15 protein-coding genes are annotated in these 16862 nt (G+C 61.0%); 6 read left to right on the plus strand and 9 right to left on the minus strand.

Annotation, left to right across the window (positions count from 1 at the left end; translation table 11 throughout):
* Positions 1-3: 3 nt before the first annotated feature.
* The 7 genes from uraH to AB8B29_RS10880 all read right to left on the minus strand — a co-directional run bounded on the left by uraH (position 4) and on the right by AB8B29_RS10880 (position 4885).
* Positions 4-360, minus strand: a complete 357-nt coding sequence (gene uraH / locus AB8B29_RS10850) for a hydroxyisourate hydrolase (protein ID WP_037194927.1) — start codon at positions 358-360, stop codon at positions 4-6.
* The gene (locus AB8B29_RS10855; protein ID WP_113118492.1) at positions 357-857 is read right to left on the minus strand and encodes an ureidoglycolate lyase; all 501 of its coding nucleotides are present in this window, start codon (positions 855-857) and stop codon (positions 357-359) included. The genes uraH and AB8B29_RS10855 overlap by 4 nt, the downstream gene beginning before the upstream one ends.
* 7 nt (positions 858-864) lie before the next feature.
* On the minus strand, positions 865-1227 hold the full coding sequence (locus AB8B29_RS10860; protein ID WP_113118491.1) for a HepT-like ribonuclease domain-containing protein: 363 nt from the start codon (positions 1225-1227) through the stop codon (positions 865-867).
* Positions 1228-1297: 70 nt separating this feature from the next.
* Positions 1298-1795, minus strand: a complete 498-nt coding sequence (gene uraD / locus AB8B29_RS10865; protein WP_439006482.1) for a 2-oxo-4-hydroxy-4-carboxy-5-ureidoimidazoline decarboxylase — start codon at positions 1793-1795, stop codon at positions 1298-1300.
* Between the two features lies 1 nt (position 1796).
* On the minus strand, positions 1797-2720 hold the full coding sequence (puuE, locus tag AB8B29_RS10870) for an allantoinase PuuE (protein ID WP_047638694.1): 924 nt from the start codon (positions 2718-2720) through the stop codon (positions 1797-1799).
* A gap of 167 nt (positions 2721-2887) precedes the next feature.
* Complete coding sequence (locus tag AB8B29_RS10875) at positions 2888-3595, minus strand: DUF1045 domain-containing protein (protein WP_037194932.1); 708 nt, start codon at positions 3593-3595, stop codon at positions 2888-2890.
* Between the two features lie 105 nt (positions 3596-3700).
* The gene (locus AB8B29_RS10880) at positions 3701-4885 is read right to left on the minus strand and encodes an NAD(P)/FAD-dependent oxidoreductase (RefSeq protein ID WP_037194933.1); all 1185 of its coding nucleotides are present in this window, start codon (positions 4883-4885) and stop codon (positions 3701-3703) included.
* Between AB8B29_RS10880 and mnmD the strand changes: the two genes are divergently transcribed.
* Positions 4884-5618: a tRNA (5-methylaminomethyl-2-thiouridine)(34)-methyltransferase MnmD gene (mnmD, locus tag AB8B29_RS10885; protein ID WP_113118489.1), complete on the plus strand. Its 735-nt coding sequence runs from the start codon at positions 4884-4886 to the stop codon at positions 5616-5618. The genes AB8B29_RS10880 and mnmD overlap by 2 nt on opposite strands.
* On the opposite strand, the gene AB8B29_RS10890 is transcribed toward mnmD, so the two are convergent.
* On the minus strand, positions 5615-8863 hold the full coding sequence (locus AB8B29_RS10890) for a response regulator (protein WP_113118488.1): 3249 nt from the start codon (positions 8861-8863) through the stop codon (positions 5615-5617). The two genes, mnmD and AB8B29_RS10890, sit on opposite strands and share 4 nt — an antisense overlap.
* Before the next feature lie 215 nt (positions 8864-9078).
* Here AB8B29_RS10890 and AB8B29_RS10895 point away from each other — a divergent pair, with 215 nt between their 5' ends.
* The 3 genes from AB8B29_RS10895 to AB8B29_RS10905 all read left to right on the plus strand — a co-directional run bounded on the left by AB8B29_RS10895 (position 9079) and on the right by AB8B29_RS10905 (position 13153).
* On the plus strand, positions 9079-10665 hold the full coding sequence (locus AB8B29_RS10895; protein ID WP_113118487.1) for a trimethylamine methyltransferase family protein: 1587 nt from the start codon (positions 9079-9081) through the stop codon (positions 10663-10665).
* A gap of 143 nt (positions 10666-10808) precedes the next feature.
* The gene (locus AB8B29_RS10900) at positions 10809-11132 is read left to right on the plus strand and encodes a hypothetical protein (protein ID WP_092575842.1); all 324 of its coding nucleotides are present in this window, start codon (positions 10809-10811) and stop codon (positions 11130-11132) included.
* 380 nt (positions 11133-11512) lie between these two features.
* Entirely contained in the window at positions 11513-13153 is a 1641-nt protein-coding gene (locus tag AB8B29_RS10905; protein WP_047562555.1) for a DEAD/DEAH box helicase, read from the plus strand.
* A gap of 49 nt (positions 13154-13202) precedes the next feature.
* Here AB8B29_RS10905 and AB8B29_RS10910 read toward each other — a convergent pair whose 3' ends face one another.
* Positions 13203-14096, minus strand: coding sequence for a DMT family transporter (locus AB8B29_RS10910; protein ID WP_113118485.1), 894 nt, complete (start codon positions 14094-14096; stop codon positions 13203-13205).
* Positions 14097-14495: 399 nt separating this feature from the next.
* Between AB8B29_RS10910 and AB8B29_RS10915 the strand changes: the two genes are divergently transcribed.
* Positions 14496-15905 carry a circularly permuted type 2 ATP-grasp protein gene (locus AB8B29_RS10915; RefSeq protein ID WP_047562550.1) on the plus strand — a complete coding sequence of 470 codons (1410 nt, stop codon included), beginning with the start codon at positions 14496-14498 and terminating at the stop codon, positions 15903-15905.
* Positions 15906-15912: 7 nt separating this feature from the next.
* A complete protein-coding gene (locus AB8B29_RS10920) occupies positions 15913-16854 on the plus strand; it encodes an alpha-E domain-containing protein (protein WP_113118484.1) in 942 nt (313 codons plus the stop codon).
* The last annotated feature ends 8 nt before the right edge of the window (positions 16855-16862 follow it).

Consider the following 16862-nt stretch of genomic DNA (forward strand, 5'->3'; position numbering starts at 1 on the left):
GTCTTAGCTCCCGCGATAGGTGGAATAGCCGTAAGGCGAGATCAGCAGCGGCACGTGATAATGCGCAGTCGTATCGGCAATACCGAAACGGATCGGCACGAGATCGAGGAAAGCCGGATCAGGTAACCTGGCCCCAGTTGCCCGCAAATAGTCCCCAGCCCGGAAAAGTAGTTCGTAAGTCCCGACGACGAAACTATCGCCGATCAGGATAGGTCCGCCGTCCACGCGCCCGTCCGAATTGGTGGTCACCGTCTTCAGATGCGTGCGGGTATCCCCCTCGATCCTGAAAAGATCGATGATCAAGCCTTCGGCCGGCTTGCCGAGAGCTGTATCGAGCACATGGGTCGTCAGTCCGGTCATAGGGTCGGCGCTCCGATGGTGAAGGGGGTGTCGAAAAAGAATTCGACCAGATTGTTTCCCGGCCCGTCACGGTCGACCACGAGAAAATCGCTCTGCTCGCCGAGTGCCATCAGGGGATAATGCCAGGTATTGACCCGATAGTTCACACCTTGATCACCCCGCGCCATGAAGACCTGCGGCTTGCCGGGCCTGCCGTCTTCGTCCTGCGCGACGACCACCAGAAATGGCCGGCCGTTGAGCGGCACGAAACATTGACTGCCGAAAGGATGGCGCTCCATCATCTCGATTGTAAAGGGAAAGGCACGCGGTTGACCGCGAAACAGGTTCAGGATTACCCGAGCGCCGTCACCAATGGCTTCGGCGGTGGACAGCGCGTGGAAACGCTCCGTCGTACCGCCGTTGATGAAGCGCATGGTCGCCGGATCGGCCTCGATCACGTCGCCGAATGGCGCAAATGCCGCCTTCGTCAGAGGAAGAATGTCCAGATGCTGTGTCATTCTATGATTATTCGCCTTCCGCTCGCCAGTGGCGAATGGAGTCCAGTTGTGAGAGCAATTCCGGAACGGATGTTTGCGCCATATTCCACAAGGCCGTCAGCTCGACATCGAAATAGCCCTGCGCAATTCGATTCCGGAGGTCGCCTAGCGCATGCCAAGGCAGATTCGGATGGTCAACGACAAATTCGGGATATTCCTCCGAAATGCACGCAGCCGCTTCGCCCAGCAACACGAGATTCATACCGACGGCACGTTGCTTCTCAGCATTCGTGAAAAAGCTGTCTCGACCAATGCCTTGAAGAAACCGGCCTATTTCGGATCCGGCCTGCTGCATGCGATCGAGATGCGTAATCAGCCGATCCAAACTCATGTCATGCAGCTCCCTTGGCCAGATACTAAGCCATCAGCGGAATGGGAAAGATAGCAGCGCTTTCCGCACATCAGCTTTCCGGAAGCATGGATTTTAGGCGCAACAGGGCGATCTTCTCAACCTGCGCCGTTGCCGTCGCAAACTCCGCCTCACGGCTATTGTCGACCCGCGTCTCGAAGGCAGCCAGAATATCGTCCTTGCCGAGGCCCTTGACCGCAATAATGAAGGGAAAGCCGAACTTGGTCACATAGGCGTCGTTGAGTTCCGTGAAGCGGGCATGTTCCGCCGGGCTCAGCCGGTCGAGCCCGGCGCCGGCCTGCTCCTTGCGGCTGTCCTCGGTAAGCTCGCCGGCAATTGCCAGCCGGCCGGCCAGATCAGGGTGAGCGCGCAGGACGCCAAGCCGCTCCTCCGCGCTCGCCGCACGGAAAATCTTGGTCAGGGCACTGTGCACGCCACCCGAGGTCAATGGTTCGACAATGAACCCTGCGTCATAGGCGCGCTCGGCGATGAAGGACGAATGCTCGAAAACACCACCGAAACGGCTCACGAATTCGTCGCGCGATATCATCTCAGCGCTCGCCCCCGTGAAGATGATGCTGGTACCAGTGGTTGGCGATCTCGATACGCCGGGGGATCCAGACCTTATCGTGCTTCAGCACATACTCCATGAACCGCCGCAGCGCCGCAGCGCGGCCCGGACGGCCGACGAGGCGGCAATGCAAGCCGACGGACATCATCTTCGGGCTGCCCTGCTTGCCCTCCTCGTAAAGCGTGTCGAAGGCATCCTTGAGGTAGGTGAAGAACTGGTCACCCGAGTTGAAGCCTTGCGGCGTGGCAAAGCGCATGTCGTTGGTTTCGAGCGTGTAGGGAATGATCAGGAACGGCTTGCCATTCAAGCCATCGACCCAATAGGGCAGATCGTCGGCATAGGAATCCGAGGAATAAAGGAAGCCGCCCTCCTCCATGATAAGCCGCAGCGTATTGTCTGACGGCTTGCCCTGATACATGCCCAAGGGCCGCTCGCCGGTGATCTCGGTGTGCAGCCGCACCGCCTCGAGAATATGCTTGCGCTCCAGATCCTCCGAAAAATCCTTGTATTCCAGCCAGCGGTAGCCGTGGCTGGCAATCTCCCAGCCGGCTTCCTTCATGGCGGCGACCGCTTCGGGGTTGCGCGCCATGGCAAGCGTTACGCCATAGACCGTCGCCTGGACCTTGAGTTCGGTGAACATGCGCCACAGTCGCCAAAAGCCGGCGCGCGCGCCATATTCGTAGATCGATTCCATGTTGAGGTTGCGCTGGTTCGGCCAGGCCGCAGCGCCGACAATTTCGGACAGCAGGTTTTCCGAAGCCGGATCGCCGTCGAGAATACAGCTCTCTCCGCCCTCTTCGTAATTGATCACGAATTGCACCGCGACGCGAGCATCGCCCGGCCATTTCGGATCCGGCGTGTTGCGGCCGTAGCCGATGAGATTGCGGGAGTAGTTTTCCGACATTGAAGCACCTTCTCGAACAAGCCGAACGGTAGCATCCATGCAGGGAAAGTCGAGACGGAAAGTGCGAAAATCACTTTCCTTTCAATCGCAAGCCGCTAGCAGGTGAACGATGCGCCTTGGAGCCGATACGTCAGTCCAATGCCTGGGCTGCGACAATACCTGGCGTTTCAGGCGATCTTACGGGCGCTGACCTTGCCCATCGGATGCAGGGAATGCACCCGGAAAGGACCGCCGGAACCGTCCTCCATCATCAAGGCAATGTTGGATACGGGAAGCGGCGCGGCGAGCGCCGGCTCGAAAAAGTCGCGCAGTACCCGTTCTATGCGTTGGATGTCGCTGGGACTGACGGTGCCGGTCAGCATCATCTGAAAGCGGAACTCATCCATCACATGCGGATGGCCCCAACGGTGCAGGTTGGCAAATTGCGTCGCCGAAAGACCATCCGGATCGATACGTTCGAACTCGGCTTCGGTCAATGGCGCGCGATAGTGATCGAAAGCCTGAACCAGGGACGCTGCGAGAAAATTCATCTGCTGGCTTGGCGCGGAAGGAACCAGGCCCAGCGCGCCGCCAAGCCGCGCGACCTCGAGCTTCGGGATCTCGAACGGTGCGACCGTGCCGGAAAACCGCATGAGCTCGCGCAGCAACGCCGCTTCGGACATATCGTCTGCTAGGCGGAAAGGCGCCTTCAGGAGACCCATGAAACCATAGCGGCGGGGAACGGCGGTGTAGAAAGCAATCTCGTGGATGCCAAGCCCGCGAATGGCAGGCGGGTCGACCATCTCACCGGAATAGACGTTACGGCCGAGCCAATTTGCGGCCACGAGCGTCAGCGGATCGCTCGCAGACGGCGTGAAGCAAATGGCGTAGCGCATAAAATCTCCTCCAGGGCGCAATAAACCGGCTGACCGAGCCGGGTGCTAACGGCCAAGGAGATAGGTGATTTGCGTGACAGATTGACGACCTGAAGGGGCGTATATTCACGTTTTACGTGATACGATGGCAATATGGCTCGCTAACGTGAATGTCTGCGGCAACTTGAAGCAACAGGCCATATCCGCCGCCTCCCGCACCGCCGCCTCGGCCAGCCGGTGTGCCAGTCCGAAGCTGACCTTGAAGCCGCCGGTCAATGCGATCAGGGACAGATGGTCGGGATGCGCGCCCACCATCGGGTCACGATCAACCGCCTTCGGCCGCAGGCCCGCCCAGCGTTCGAGGACCTCCGCATCGGCCAGAATCGGCGCCATGGCGCGGGCCGCGATCAGCAAGTCATCCAACTGGCCGTCCGTCGACAGTGGGTCGTCGAAGCGATTCTCGCTGGTGCTGCCGATCGCCACGAGCCCGCCCTCATGCGGGACGATATAGAGACCGTCGCGAAAGATCACCGGAAGGCTGCCGTCGACATTCGTCTTCAGCAAGGCGGCCTGACCCTTTACTGGCTGGCCCAGAGACGATTGACGGCCATGCGTCAGCCCGTCCAATATCGGGAAGGAATCATGCCCGGCCGAAAGGATGCAGCGTCCGAAGCGGATATCGCCCTCGCTCGTGGTCGCCACACCCCTCTCCGGATCGATGCCATCGATGCGCAAGCCCTCCATCAGCCGCACATGCCTGGCCCCGGCAAGAAAGTTCACCAGGACTTTCAGCAGGGCCCGCGGGGCAACACGGGCTGCGAGCGTATCGAAGACAAAACCGCTTCCGCCAGCCGACGGATCGATCCAGCCCTGAACGGGTGCAGCGCCCAGCACATGCCAGTGAAACTCACGCCCATCCTGATGCCAATGCGTTTCGGCATCCCGCGAATGACCGCGCGCGATCTCCAGCAAATGCGGCTTCGGCAGCGGGATCAGCCGACCGGCCCTACGGTACCCGGCAGAAAGCCCGGTCGCCGCCTCCAAGGCCGCAATTTCCTTTTCCAGAGATACGAGCGCATCGAATTGAAACTGCTTCTTCACGGACCATTTGTCCGGCATATGCGGCATCAGCGCGCCGAGCAGGCCGCCGCTTGCGCCCTGCCCGAAGCGGCCGGCATCGACGAGCAGTGTCTGCATGCCGAGGCGTTCGGCATGAACAGCCGCCCACAGGCCCATAATGCCGCCGCCGACGACCAGCAGATCGACGGATGATTGACGGGCTGGTCTTGGGGGATTATCGGCTCTTTCCATGACAGATCCAGTTTCCGATCGGACGCAGGCGTCCGAAACCAATGCGGCAAGCCCGGAGCTCGAATGGCGCGACGGCGATATGCCCTATTCGACGGCTTTTGGCGACCATTTTTATTGCCAGACCGATGGCCGGCTGGAATGCGGCCATGTCTTTCTGGCCGGCAACGGCTTGCCGGCCCGCTGGCAGCAGGCACGGAACTTCCTCATCGGCGAATTGGGCTTCGGCACCGGCCTGAACTTCTGCGAGACATGGCGTCAATGGCGCCAGCAGGCGACATCGGGCTCTGAACTGCATTTCATGTCCTTCGAGCTTTACCCGATGCGGGCGGAGGAGATCGATCGCGCCCTGTCGCATTGGCCTGAGATCGACAGCGAACGCCAGGCCCTCGTTGCCGGCTGGCCAAGCGATCCACAAGGCATGGTATCGCTGAGGCTCGACGCACACACGCGCCTGACTGTCGCCTGCGGCCCGGCGCTCGATGGCGTGGGCAACGCGCAACCAGGCTTCGATGCCTGGTATCTCGACGGGTTCGCGCCCTCGCGAAATGCCGACATGTGGTCGCCGGAACTCATGCAGGAGCTCTATGGCAAGACGGCTGCGAACGGCACTTTCGCCACCTACGCGGCCGCCGGTTTCGTACGCCGCAATCTGCAGGCGGCAGGCTTCGTCGTGGAGCGGCGGCAGGGCTTTGCCGGCAAGCGGGAAATGCTCTGCGGGGTCAAGCCGGCTTAACTGCTGGAGCGATCGGCCTGAAGAGCCGCATCGCCAAGCCAACGCTGCATCTTGGCCTCGAGAAGCTCGGGGCTGATCGGTTTCGACAGGCAGTCGTCCATGCCCGCTTCCATGCACATCACGCGATCCACATCCAGCGCATGCGCCGTGACCCCGATGATGGGCACGTGCCAACCCTGCCCGACTTGCGCCTCGACCTGCCGGATCATTCGCGTCGCCTGATGGCCATTCATGACGGGCATGGTGACGTCCATCAGGATCATCGACGGCCGCAACTGGCGCCATGCATCTACAGCCGCCTGACCGTTCTCTACGACGAGGAAGCGCAGGCCCGTCGCCTGCAGAATTTGCGTGAACACGATCTGATTCACCTCATTGTCCTCGGCGACGAGAACGTCGATGGCATTGCCGGGTTTTGGCGAGGCCATCTGTTCGGTTGTCCCGATCGCGGCAGCGGCTTCAGCCTCCAGCGGCGATGATCTGACACCGGCGCTTGTCTGGCCGTTGGTCTTCCGCCTGCGCGATGTGCGCACGACATCGATAATCGTGCTGCGCAACACGTTGGCGCGCACCGGCTTCATCAGATGCGCCTGGCCGTTGACGGCGGTGAACTCCTTGTCGTAACCGACAACACCCATCGATGTGAGAAACATCATGGGCACTGAGTCGAAGCGCGAATCGGCGCGAACGGCGCGCGCGACCTGATAGCCGTTCATGCCGGGCATACTGTAATCGATGATCAGGGCATCGACAGGCACGCCCATGTCGAAAGCGGCGTCCAGAATGGCGAGCGCGGTCTTGCCGTCCTCGGCCGCGTAGCCGTCGAACCCCCATTGCGCCAATTGCCCGGTCAATATGCGCCGATGGATCTCATTGTCTTCCACGACCAGGATGCCGGCGCCCATGACGTTGGCCGGCAGATCCGGTGATTTGCCACGCTCGGCAACCAGCGGCATAGGCAGATCGACGGTGAAGACCGATCCCTTGCCCCATTCGCTTTCGATTGAGAGCGAACCGCCGAAAAGATCGACCAGACCGGCCGTGATAGAGAGACCGAGACCGGAGCCCTCGAGACGGCGCGCGAAGGATGAATCCGCCAGCGAGAACTTCTCGAAAATGGTATCGAGCTTTTCATCGGGAATGCCTATGCCCGTGTCCTCGACGCGCAGCGTCAGCACCGGGTCGCTTCCGGGGGACGACTGGCTATCCAGTTCGACCAATACATGGCCGCGCTCGGTAAACTTGATCGCGTTGCCGACGAGGTTGGTGACGATCTGGCGGAAACGCCCGGCATCCCCAAGCATCGCGGCAGGCACGCCGGGCGCTGTGCGCACCAGCAATTCGATATGCTTCTCCGCCGCGGCAGCCGCCATCAGCGTCGCAACATCCTCGACCGCCTCCACCGGATCGAATGCCACCTTGCGCAGATGCATTTCGCCGGTGTCGATCTTCGAGAAGTCGAGAATATCGTTGATAATGGTCAGAAGGGCGGTACCCGACTTGACGATGATGTCGACAAACGTCTTCTGCCGGGCATCGAGATCGGTCTTGCCAAGCAATTCCGCCATGCCCAGAACTCCGTTCATCGGCGTGCGGATTTCATGACTCATATTCGTCAGGAATTCGGACTTCGCACGATCCGCCGCATTGCTGCGAGCCAGCAGAAGCTGCAGATCCGCTTCGCGCTCCTTCATTTCGGTGACATCTGTCAGCACCACGATCCAACGGCGATGCTCGCCGACCGCGGCATCGAGCTGCATCCACCGGTCGCCGACGACCTGGAACACGGCAGAGATCGGCTTGCCGGCCGCGATGCTCTCGCCCCAGCACTGTCGCAGGGTCTCCGGATCGTCGCCGAAATCGCCCCGTCCGGCGCAATAATCGAACGCGACCGACCAGTTCCTGCCGACCTCCAGGCTTTCCGCCGGCAGCTTCAGCATGTCCTTCAGCGTTTCGTTTGCCAGCACGATCACGCCGTCCTGCACGATCAGAAGCCCTTGACACATGGCCTGCATCGCATCGGCCATCAATCCTCCAAGGCGCTCCAGCGCCAGGCGGGTCTCGGTGATCTCCTGGGATTGCTGTCGCACGGAGGAAATATCCGTATAGGACACCAAGGTCCGGCCATTCGAAATACGGCGTGCATCGATGATGACGGACTTGCCGTCGGCAAAATTCACTTCCGTCTGCAGATGCGGCCCTGCCTTGCGCAGGGCGGCCAGGCGCGCCTCATAGATGTCGTCGACGCTACGGTAGTCGGAGCCGAAGCGCTCGAGCTCGAAGTGCTTGGCGATGAGATCGCGATAAGGCCGGCCTTCGAAACGCTCGTCCTTGGAGAACCCCCAAATGTCGTAGCAGGCATCGTTGACGTATTCCACGATGTAGTCGCTGTTGTGGATCAAAACCCCGATCGGCATCGAACGGAGAGTATTGTCGAGATCCTGATGCAGCGCCTCGGCGCGGGCTTGCGCCTCCATCAATTGCGTTTCTCGCTGCCTCAGCGCCGACGTATCGGTTATGGAGCCAACGGCATAGTGGCCGCCATCGGATGTTACGGCGCGGTTGACGCGGATCTTGACAGGATGCTTGATCTGCTGCCGATCCACCATTTCGCTTTCGAATTCGTGCCCACGCCCGTCCTTCAGCGCGACCTCGTTTTCGGCAAAGAAGTCATCCGCGCCGACATCGAACATCTCATGCTCGGTCTTGCCAAGCATTTCCTCGCGGTCGATCCCGGTGATGGCGGCATGAGCCGCGTTGGCATAGATCAGCCGGTGGTTGGCATCGCGCACGAAGGTCGCAACCGGCAGATCCTCCAGAACTGTGCGGAAAAAACCGACCTCATCGAGGCTCCCACCCTCTTTCCCGTCAGTCGACATATCGTCGGATGCGGCCGGCGCGTCGACAGACATGCCGAACACATAGACGCGGTCTTCCGAAGGTGAAAAGCTTTCGATCTGCATGCGGGCGCGCTGACGACCCGTGGGATCGAAGCAGAGCGCCGTCTCCTCGGAGCCGAAGACGAGCGCACGCCGCTCCCTGTCTTCCCGGTCGGCGCTTTCGACGGCGTCGAGCACATCGTGGCTGCGGTTGCCGATGAAATCGGAGATATCGCGCTGGAAGAAGCGCGCATAGGCCTCGTTGACGGCGACGTAGCGCAGCTCGCTGTTCTTGATATAGGCCGGCCTATCCAGATTGGCGATCCGGCGGCAGGCCATCTCCAGCAGTTCACCGTCCAGATTCAACGGGATCTCTCTTCTCACCGCACACGATAGTTCATGAAACGACGCTCTATCACAAATCGCTTTAACAACGCGTTAACCATATTTAACCCGGCATGCAACGTCGCGTTCAGACCATGCACTATCCTATAACGGTCATGCCTTCGTCGCAAACGACGGCGGCACGGCGCTCTAAACTCTGCCAAGAATCCTCCGGCGGACAATTGGGAGCGAGCATTATGAGCGACGAAGACAGCCTGACCCTGAACGAATCGGAGACCGCGACGGCTCCAGTCGAACGGCGAAGACGGACAGGCGGGCGCGGCGGCGAACGCAGCCGCAAGCCGAGCGGCGCGAAGTATCTCAATCTCGTCAACAATCTCGCCCGCACGGAGCTTCTGTCGCCCGAAACCCTGGACGACATTCACGAGGCATCGCTGACCATCCTCGAAGAGATCGGCATGGATATCATCCTGCCGGAAGCGCGAGACCGCATGAAGGCGGCCGGTGCCGACGTCACGCCGGGCAAGGAGCGCGTCCGCTTCGACCGCAACCTGATCCTTGAGCTGGTCGCCTCCGCGCCCTCGACCTTTACCCTCCATGCCCGCAACCCCCTTAGAAACGTCGAGATCGGCGGCCGCAACCTCGTCTTCGCCCAGGTCGCTTCGGCTCCCTTCGTCGCCGATCGCGAAGGTGGCAGGAGAGCCGGCAATCAGGAAGACTTCCGCAAGCTGATCAAGCTTGCCCAGTCCTTCGACATCATCCACATGACCGGCGGCTATCCGGTCGAGCCCATCGATATCCATGCATCGGTGCGCCATCTCGACTGCCTGTCCGACATCGTGAAGCTCACCGACAAGGCCTTCCACTGCTATTCGCTCGGCAAGCAGCGCAATCTCGACGCGATCGAGATCGCCCGCATCGGACGCGGCATTAGCATGGAGCAGATGGAGCGCGAGCCGTCGCTTTTCACCATCATCAACTCCTCCTCGCCGCTGCGCCTTGACGGGCCGATGCTGCAGGGCATCATCGAAATGTCGTCGCGCGGACAGGTGGTGGTCGTCACGCCGTTTACCTTGGCGGGTGCGATGGCGCCGGTGACGATTGCCGGCGCGCTGGTGCAGCAGAATGCCGAAGCACTGTGCGGCATCGCCTTCACCCAGATGGTACGCAAAGGCGCGCCGGTCATGTACGGCGGCTTCACCTCGAACGTCGACATGAAGACGGGCGCGCCTGCTTTCGGCACGCCGGAATACATGAAGGCTGTCATCTGCGGCGGCCAGCTCGCCCGCCGCTATGGCATCCCCTACCGAACCTCGAACACCAACGCTTCCAACACGCTCGACGCCCAAGCGGCCTACGAATCGGCGCTTTCTCTCTGGGCCCTGACCCAGGGCGGCGGCAATTTCGTGCTGCATGCCGCCGGGTGGAGCGAAGGTGGCCTGACGGCTTCGTTCGAGAAGTTCATCCTCGATGTCGATATGCTGCAGATGGTCGCCGAATTCCTGACGCCGCTGGATGTCAGCAGCGACGCCCTGGCGCTCGACGCCGTGCGCGACGTCGGCCCCGGCGGACACTATTTCGGCACAGCGCACACGCTTGCCCGCTATGAGACCGCCTTCTATTCCCCGATCCTCTCGGACTGGCGAAATTATGAGACCTGGACCGAAGCCGGGAGGCCGACAACCTACGATCATGCCAACCGCGTCTTCAAGGAAACGCTCGCCCGCTATGAGCGTCCCCCGCTTGATCCGGCAATCGAGGAAGAGCTCGACGCTTTCGTGGCCAGGCGCAAGCAAGAAGGCGGCGTTCCCACAGATTTCTAAAGGGAAATCAATAGGTTTACCTATTCCATCATGAACAAAATTTAATGTCGCGGCCGTCTTTTTAGCCGCGACTTCGCCCCGTTTCCCGCGCACCGTCAAGCTCGGCTTCGGCTTGGAGGCCTCTTTTTGGGAAAGGGATTTCGATGTCTTTGCTTCGCACTTTAACCACGGCCGGCATGATCGCGCTGACGCTCGGCAGCGCTGCCGCCGTAACCGCCACCAATGCCAGCGCCTCCGATCGCGGCGCATTCTTCGGCGGCCTTGCCGCCGGTGTCGTCGGCGGCGCTCTGGCGGCCGAAGCGGTACGACCGGCATACCCGGCCTATCCCGCCTACTATTCTGAATATCCGGCGTATTACGAAGGCCCAGCCTATGAACGGGTCTATGTGCGCCCCTATCCGAGCTGCTATTGGGCATGGCGTCACGATGGCTGGGGCCGTGCCTACCGTGTGGAGGTCTGCCGTTGAGGCTTGAAACGCCACCGCGCCAAGAATGCGCCTATCAGAATTCCAGAGCCGAAGATGCCGCCGGATTTCCGGCGGTATTTGTATGTCCATGAAGGAAAGCTTCCGGCGCCCTCTTGACTTTGGCCGGGAATAAGACCAAATGCCGCTCAGCTTTCACCTTCCGGCCGCCGCGTGAGCGTGCCCTGCGGGACTTAGACGTACGCAAGAGAAGGACAAAAGCGCTTTAGATAACGAGACCGCACCCAAGGCGGTCAGATGCGCTGGAAAGCTTTTTCCAACTTACAAGTTCCCACTTCACGCGGGGTTCTTGACGCCAGAGACAGACCGGACCGCATGGTGCGATCCGGCCTATTTGCTTTGGCGCCCCGAAAGGTACTGAATTGACCGATTTTAACTCGCTTGGTCTCTCCAAGCAGATCGTCGATACGCTGTCGCAGAACAATTTTACGACGCCGACGCCAATCCAGGCTCAGGCTATCCCGCTTGTTCTCCAGGGCCGCGATCTCATCGGCCTCGCCCAGACTGGCACCGGCAAGACTGCCGCCTTCGGCCTGCCGATCATCGAAATGCTGTTGAAGGACGCCAAGCGCCCCGACAACCGCACCGTCCGCACCCTGATCCTCGCCCCCACCCGCGAACTGGTGAACCAGATCGCCGACAACCTGAAGCTCTTCGTCCGCAAGACGGCGCTCAGGATCAACGTCGTCGTCGGTGGCGCCTCCATCAACAAGCAGCAGCTCCAGCTCGAGCGCGGCACCGATATTCTCGTCGCCACCCCCGGCCGCCTGCTCGACCTCATCAGCCGCCGCGCCCTGTCGCTCGGCCAGGTCAGCTACCTCGTCCTTGACGAAGCCGACCAGATGCTCGACCTCGGCTTCATTCACGACCTGCGCAAGATCTCCAAGATGGTCCCGGCAAAGCGCCAGACCATGCTGTTCTCGGCCACCATGCCGAAGGCAATCGCCGATCTCGCTTCCGAATACCTGACCAATCCGGTCACGGTCGCAGTCTCGCCTCCCGGCAAGGCCGCCGACAAGGTGGAGCAGTATGTCCACTTCGTTTCCGGTCAGAACCATAAGACCGAGATCCTCAAGGAAACGATTTCCGCCAACCCGGATGGCCGCGCCATGGTCTTCCTGCGCACCAAGCATGGCGCCGAGAAGCTGATGAAGCATCTCGAACATGTCGGCTTTGCCGCCGCCTCCATCCACGGCAACAAGAGCCAGGGTCAGCGCGAGCGTGCCCTCAAGGGCTTCCGTGACGGCGAAGTCCGCGTTCTCGTCGCCACCGACGTCGCTGCCCGCGGCATCGACATCCCCGGCGTCACGCATGTCTACAACTACGATCTGCCGGAAGTGCCTGACGCCTACGTCCACCGCATCGGCCGCACGGCGCGCGCCGGTCGCGACGGCATCGCCATCGCCTTCTGCGCTCCGGATGAAATCCGCCTGCTGCGCGACATCGAACGCCTGATGGCCATCGATATCGCCGTTGCCAGCGGCGAGGCTCCGGCCGATCGCGGCCGCCCGGTTCGCGCCAACAACCGCGCAGGCGGTCGTGGCGGTCAGGCCCCGGGCCAAGGTCGTGGTGGTGCGGGTCAGGGACGTCCCGAAGGCCGTCCCGCACGTCCGGCTCGCCGTCCTCATCGCGAGGGCGAAGCCGGCGAAGCCCGCGCCCATAACGGCGAGCGCCAAGAACGTCGTCCGCAGCGCGAAAACAATCGCAATGCCGACTTCCGCGGCCAACGTCGTGACGAGCGCACGCCGCGCCCGGAAGTGGACAATGATCTCACGTCGACGTCCGATTTCCGTCCGGCCAAGAAGCCGCAGCACAATGGCCACGCAAATGCCAATGGCGCAGCCCACGAAGCCGGCGCCCATCGCGGTCCCCGCCACGCGCACGGCCGCCCCACGGGTCGCCACGACGATCGTGGCCAGAACGCTCAGGGCGAACAGCGCAAGGACGGCGGCATGAAGCGCCGCGGCCCCGGCAACGGCGGCCAGCGCCGCGAACGCGCTTGAACGAATACAAAGGGGGTCGATCGGCCCCCTTTTTTGTAACCTATGATGCCTATTCCGGCACAACATCCGCTGTACGCCGGTTGGTCAGGTAGACGCCGATCACCACGACGGCCGTACCGATGATGATCTGCAGGGTCAGCGGCTCGCCGAAGGCGATCGCCGCTTCGATGGCGACTGCCGGCGGCATCAGATAGATCAGCGATGCGGCGCGCGAGACCTGGCCTCGGCGGATGAGATAAAGCAGCAGGCCGACCCCGCCCATCGACAGACCGAAGACCGACCAGAGAAGAGACAGAATCGCCGTCTGCGTGCCGTCAAAATGCAGGCCCTCGAATATGAAGGCCAGCGGCACGGTGACGATCAAAGCGCCGACATATTGCAACGTTGCAATGGTGCGAAGATCGCCGGTCTGCAGATAGCGCTTCTGGTAAAGGGTGCCGTAGGTCACCGATGCCATCGCCAGTAGATTGACTGCAAGCGGAACCACGGCCTGCCAGAGATTGGCCGTCTCCGGCGTCAGCAGCTTCGGCGAGATGGCGATCGCAATACCGATAAACCCGAGCAGCAGGCCAAGGCGCTGGACAGGCTGCAGGCGCTCGCTGACGAGAAACGGCGCCGCCATGGCCGTCATCAATGGCTGCAGGGCCGCGATGATGCCGGCCATGCCGGCCGGCACGCCCTCGGCGATCGCCCACCAGAGGCCGCCGAGATAGATGCCGTGCAGGAAGATACCGGAATAAACAGCCCGAAACACGCTCGACCAATCGCGCGGCCACCGGGCGCCGGTAACCGAACAAAGCAGCACGAAGGCAAGCGCCGACAGGCTGTAGCGGATCATCAGAAAGGTGAACGGACCTGAATGCAGCGAGGCGTATTTGGCAACGATCCAGCCGGTGGACCAGAGAACGACGAAGATCGCCGGCGCGAATTTATCGAGGGACATGGAAGGCTGACCGATGTGCGTTTGATGCGCTGAAGCCGGAATCGGAGTCGAATTCGGAGTGCCGCGCGGGGAGCTAAAGGCTGATAGACGATGGCGGCGGAACCGTCAAAATCCATCTGCTGAAAGCAGTCATCAATTTTTCTTCACCCCGCGCTCACGATCGCCCACGCTTAGGAAACCTCATCTGCCACCTAGGCGTTCAGTCTTCGAATGAAGCAGATGCTCAAATTTTGATCTGAGTCCTGCGACAAGGTTCGACGAATAACTGCCGCGCCACCCTTAAATGCCCGCAAATCCGGCATTTTTCCGCGCTGCGAAATTTGTATCGGTAACTGCGCATACTTCTTGCATTGTAAAAACCGTTGTATTCAAATGGGTAAAAACACGGGGACCGCACCTTTGGCATTTGATGAAATGATTACTGCGGATGAAAGTCCGCGCGAACCTTACCAAAAATACTTCGAATGGTACTCCGGCCAGGACAGAGGCCATCTCATTGCCAAATCCCGAGATGCGGAAAACATATTCCGAAAGACGGGAATTACCTTCGCAGTCTACGGACACGCAGACTCTTCGGAAAAGCTCATCCCCTTCGATATCATCCCCCGCATCATCTCCGGTCGCGAATGGCGTAAGCTCGCCCAGGGCATCGAACAGCGGGTCATCGCCCTCAACGCTTTCCTCCATGACATCTATCACAAGCAGGAAATCATCCGCGCCGGGCGCATCCCGCGCGAGCTGATTGAGAAGAATGACGCCTTCCTGCCCGAGATGATCGGCTTTCGCCCGCCGGGCGGCGTCTACACGCATATCGTCGGCACGGACATCGTGCGCACGGGCGAAGACCAGTTCTACGTGCTTGAGGACAATGCCCGCACGCCGTCTGGCGTCAGCTACATGCTGGAAAACCGCGAAACGATGATGCAGATGTTCCCCGAGCTGTTTCACCAGAACAAGGTGCAGCGCGTCGAGGACTATCCGCTGCTGCTGCGCCAGAGCCTCGCCTCGCTCGCCCCTCCCGGCTGCAAGGGCAAGCCCCGCGTCGCCGTGCTGACGCCCGGCATCTACAATTCGGCCTACTACGAGCACTCCTTTTTGGCCGACATGATGGGCGTGGAGCTGGTCGAAGGTTCGGATCTGCGCATCATCGACGGCAAGGTGAAGATGCGCACCACGCGAGGCTATGAAGCCATCGACGTGCTCTACCGCCGCGTCGACGACGATTTCCTCGATCCCCTCACCTTCCGTCCGGAATCCGCACTCGGCATTCCCGGCATCATGGATGTCTATCGCGCCGGAGGTATCACCATCGCCAATGCGCCTGGCACGGGTATTTCCGACGACAAGGCAATCTATTCCTACATGCCGGAGATCGTCGAATTCTACACCGGCCGCAAGCCGATCCTCGAAAACGTGCCGACCTGGCGCTGTTCGGAGCCCGACAGCCTGCAATACGTGCTGGACAATCTGGCCGATCTCGTCGTCAAGGAAGTGCACGGCTCCGGCGGCTACGGCATGCTTGTGGGACCGACCGCCTCGAAGAAGGAGCGGACGGAATTCGCCGAGAAGCTGAAGAGCAGGCCGAACAATTACATCGCCCAGCCGACCCTTTCCCTGTCGACGGTGCCGATCCTGGTCAACAAAGGCATCGCGCCCCGCCATGTGGACCTGCGCCCCTATGTTCTCGTTTCCGACAAGGTGCGGATCATCCCCGGCGGCCTGACCCGCGTGGCGCTGAAGGAAGGCTCGCTGGTGGTCAATTCCAGCCAGGGCGGCGGCACCAAAGATACCTGGGTTCTGGAGGACTGAAACGGACATGCTTGGAAGAACCGCGAATGGCCTCTACTGGATGTTCCGTTACATCGAGCGAGCCGAAAACATAGCCCGCCTCGTCGATGCCGGCCAGCGCATGTCGCTGACGCGCAGCGGCGCAGTGGAAGACGACTGGGACGGCGTCCTGCAAAGCGCCGGCGTGCGCGAAGCCTATGACGAAGTGCACAGCAAACTCACGGGCGCCGACGCGATCGACTATCTGATGCGCGACCGCTCCAATCCGTCGAGCGTCATGTCCTGTATCGAATATGGCCGCAACAATGCCCGCATGGTGCGCACGGCGCTGACCCGCGACACCTGGGAGGCGACCAACGAATGCTGGATCGAGCTTAAGGCCTTGCTCGGCAAGCGGCTGAAAACAGCCGAACTGCCGGAGACGATCGACGTCATCAAGCGCCGTGCCGGATTGATCCGCGGTGCCTTCCACGGTTCGATGCTGCGCAACGAGCTCTATAACTTCGCCCGCATGGGCACCTTCATCGAACGCGCCGACAATACGGCCCGCATCCTCGACGTAAAATATTACGTCCTGCTGCCGTCGGTCTCCCATGTCGGCTCTTCGCTCGATAACGCGCAGTGGGAATCGATCCTGCGATCCGTCTCGGCGCACCGGGCCTACAAATGGGCCTACGATCCCGAATACAAGCCGGCCAACATCGCCGACTTCCTGATCCTGAACGGTCAGATGCCGCGGTCGCTCGCCTATTGTTATGAGAAGATCGTCGGTAACATCAGCTTTCTCAGTGCCGAATACGAGACGAGGCTGCCTGCAAACGATACTGCCGAAGCCATTCGTCAGTTGCTGCAGAACCTCACGATCAAGAACATCATGGATCAGGGGCTGCATGAATTCCTGGAGGATTTCGTCGCGCGCAACAACAAGCTCGGCGCCGAGATTTCCAACGGCTACCGGTTCTATGAGTAAGCGGGCGA

Source organism: Rhizobium sp. 11_C7_N12_5 (genome assembly GCF_051811145.1).
GTDB classification, from domain to species: Bacteria; Pseudomonadota; Alphaproteobacteria; order Rhizobiales; family Rhizobiaceae; genus Rhizobium; species Rhizobium lusitanum.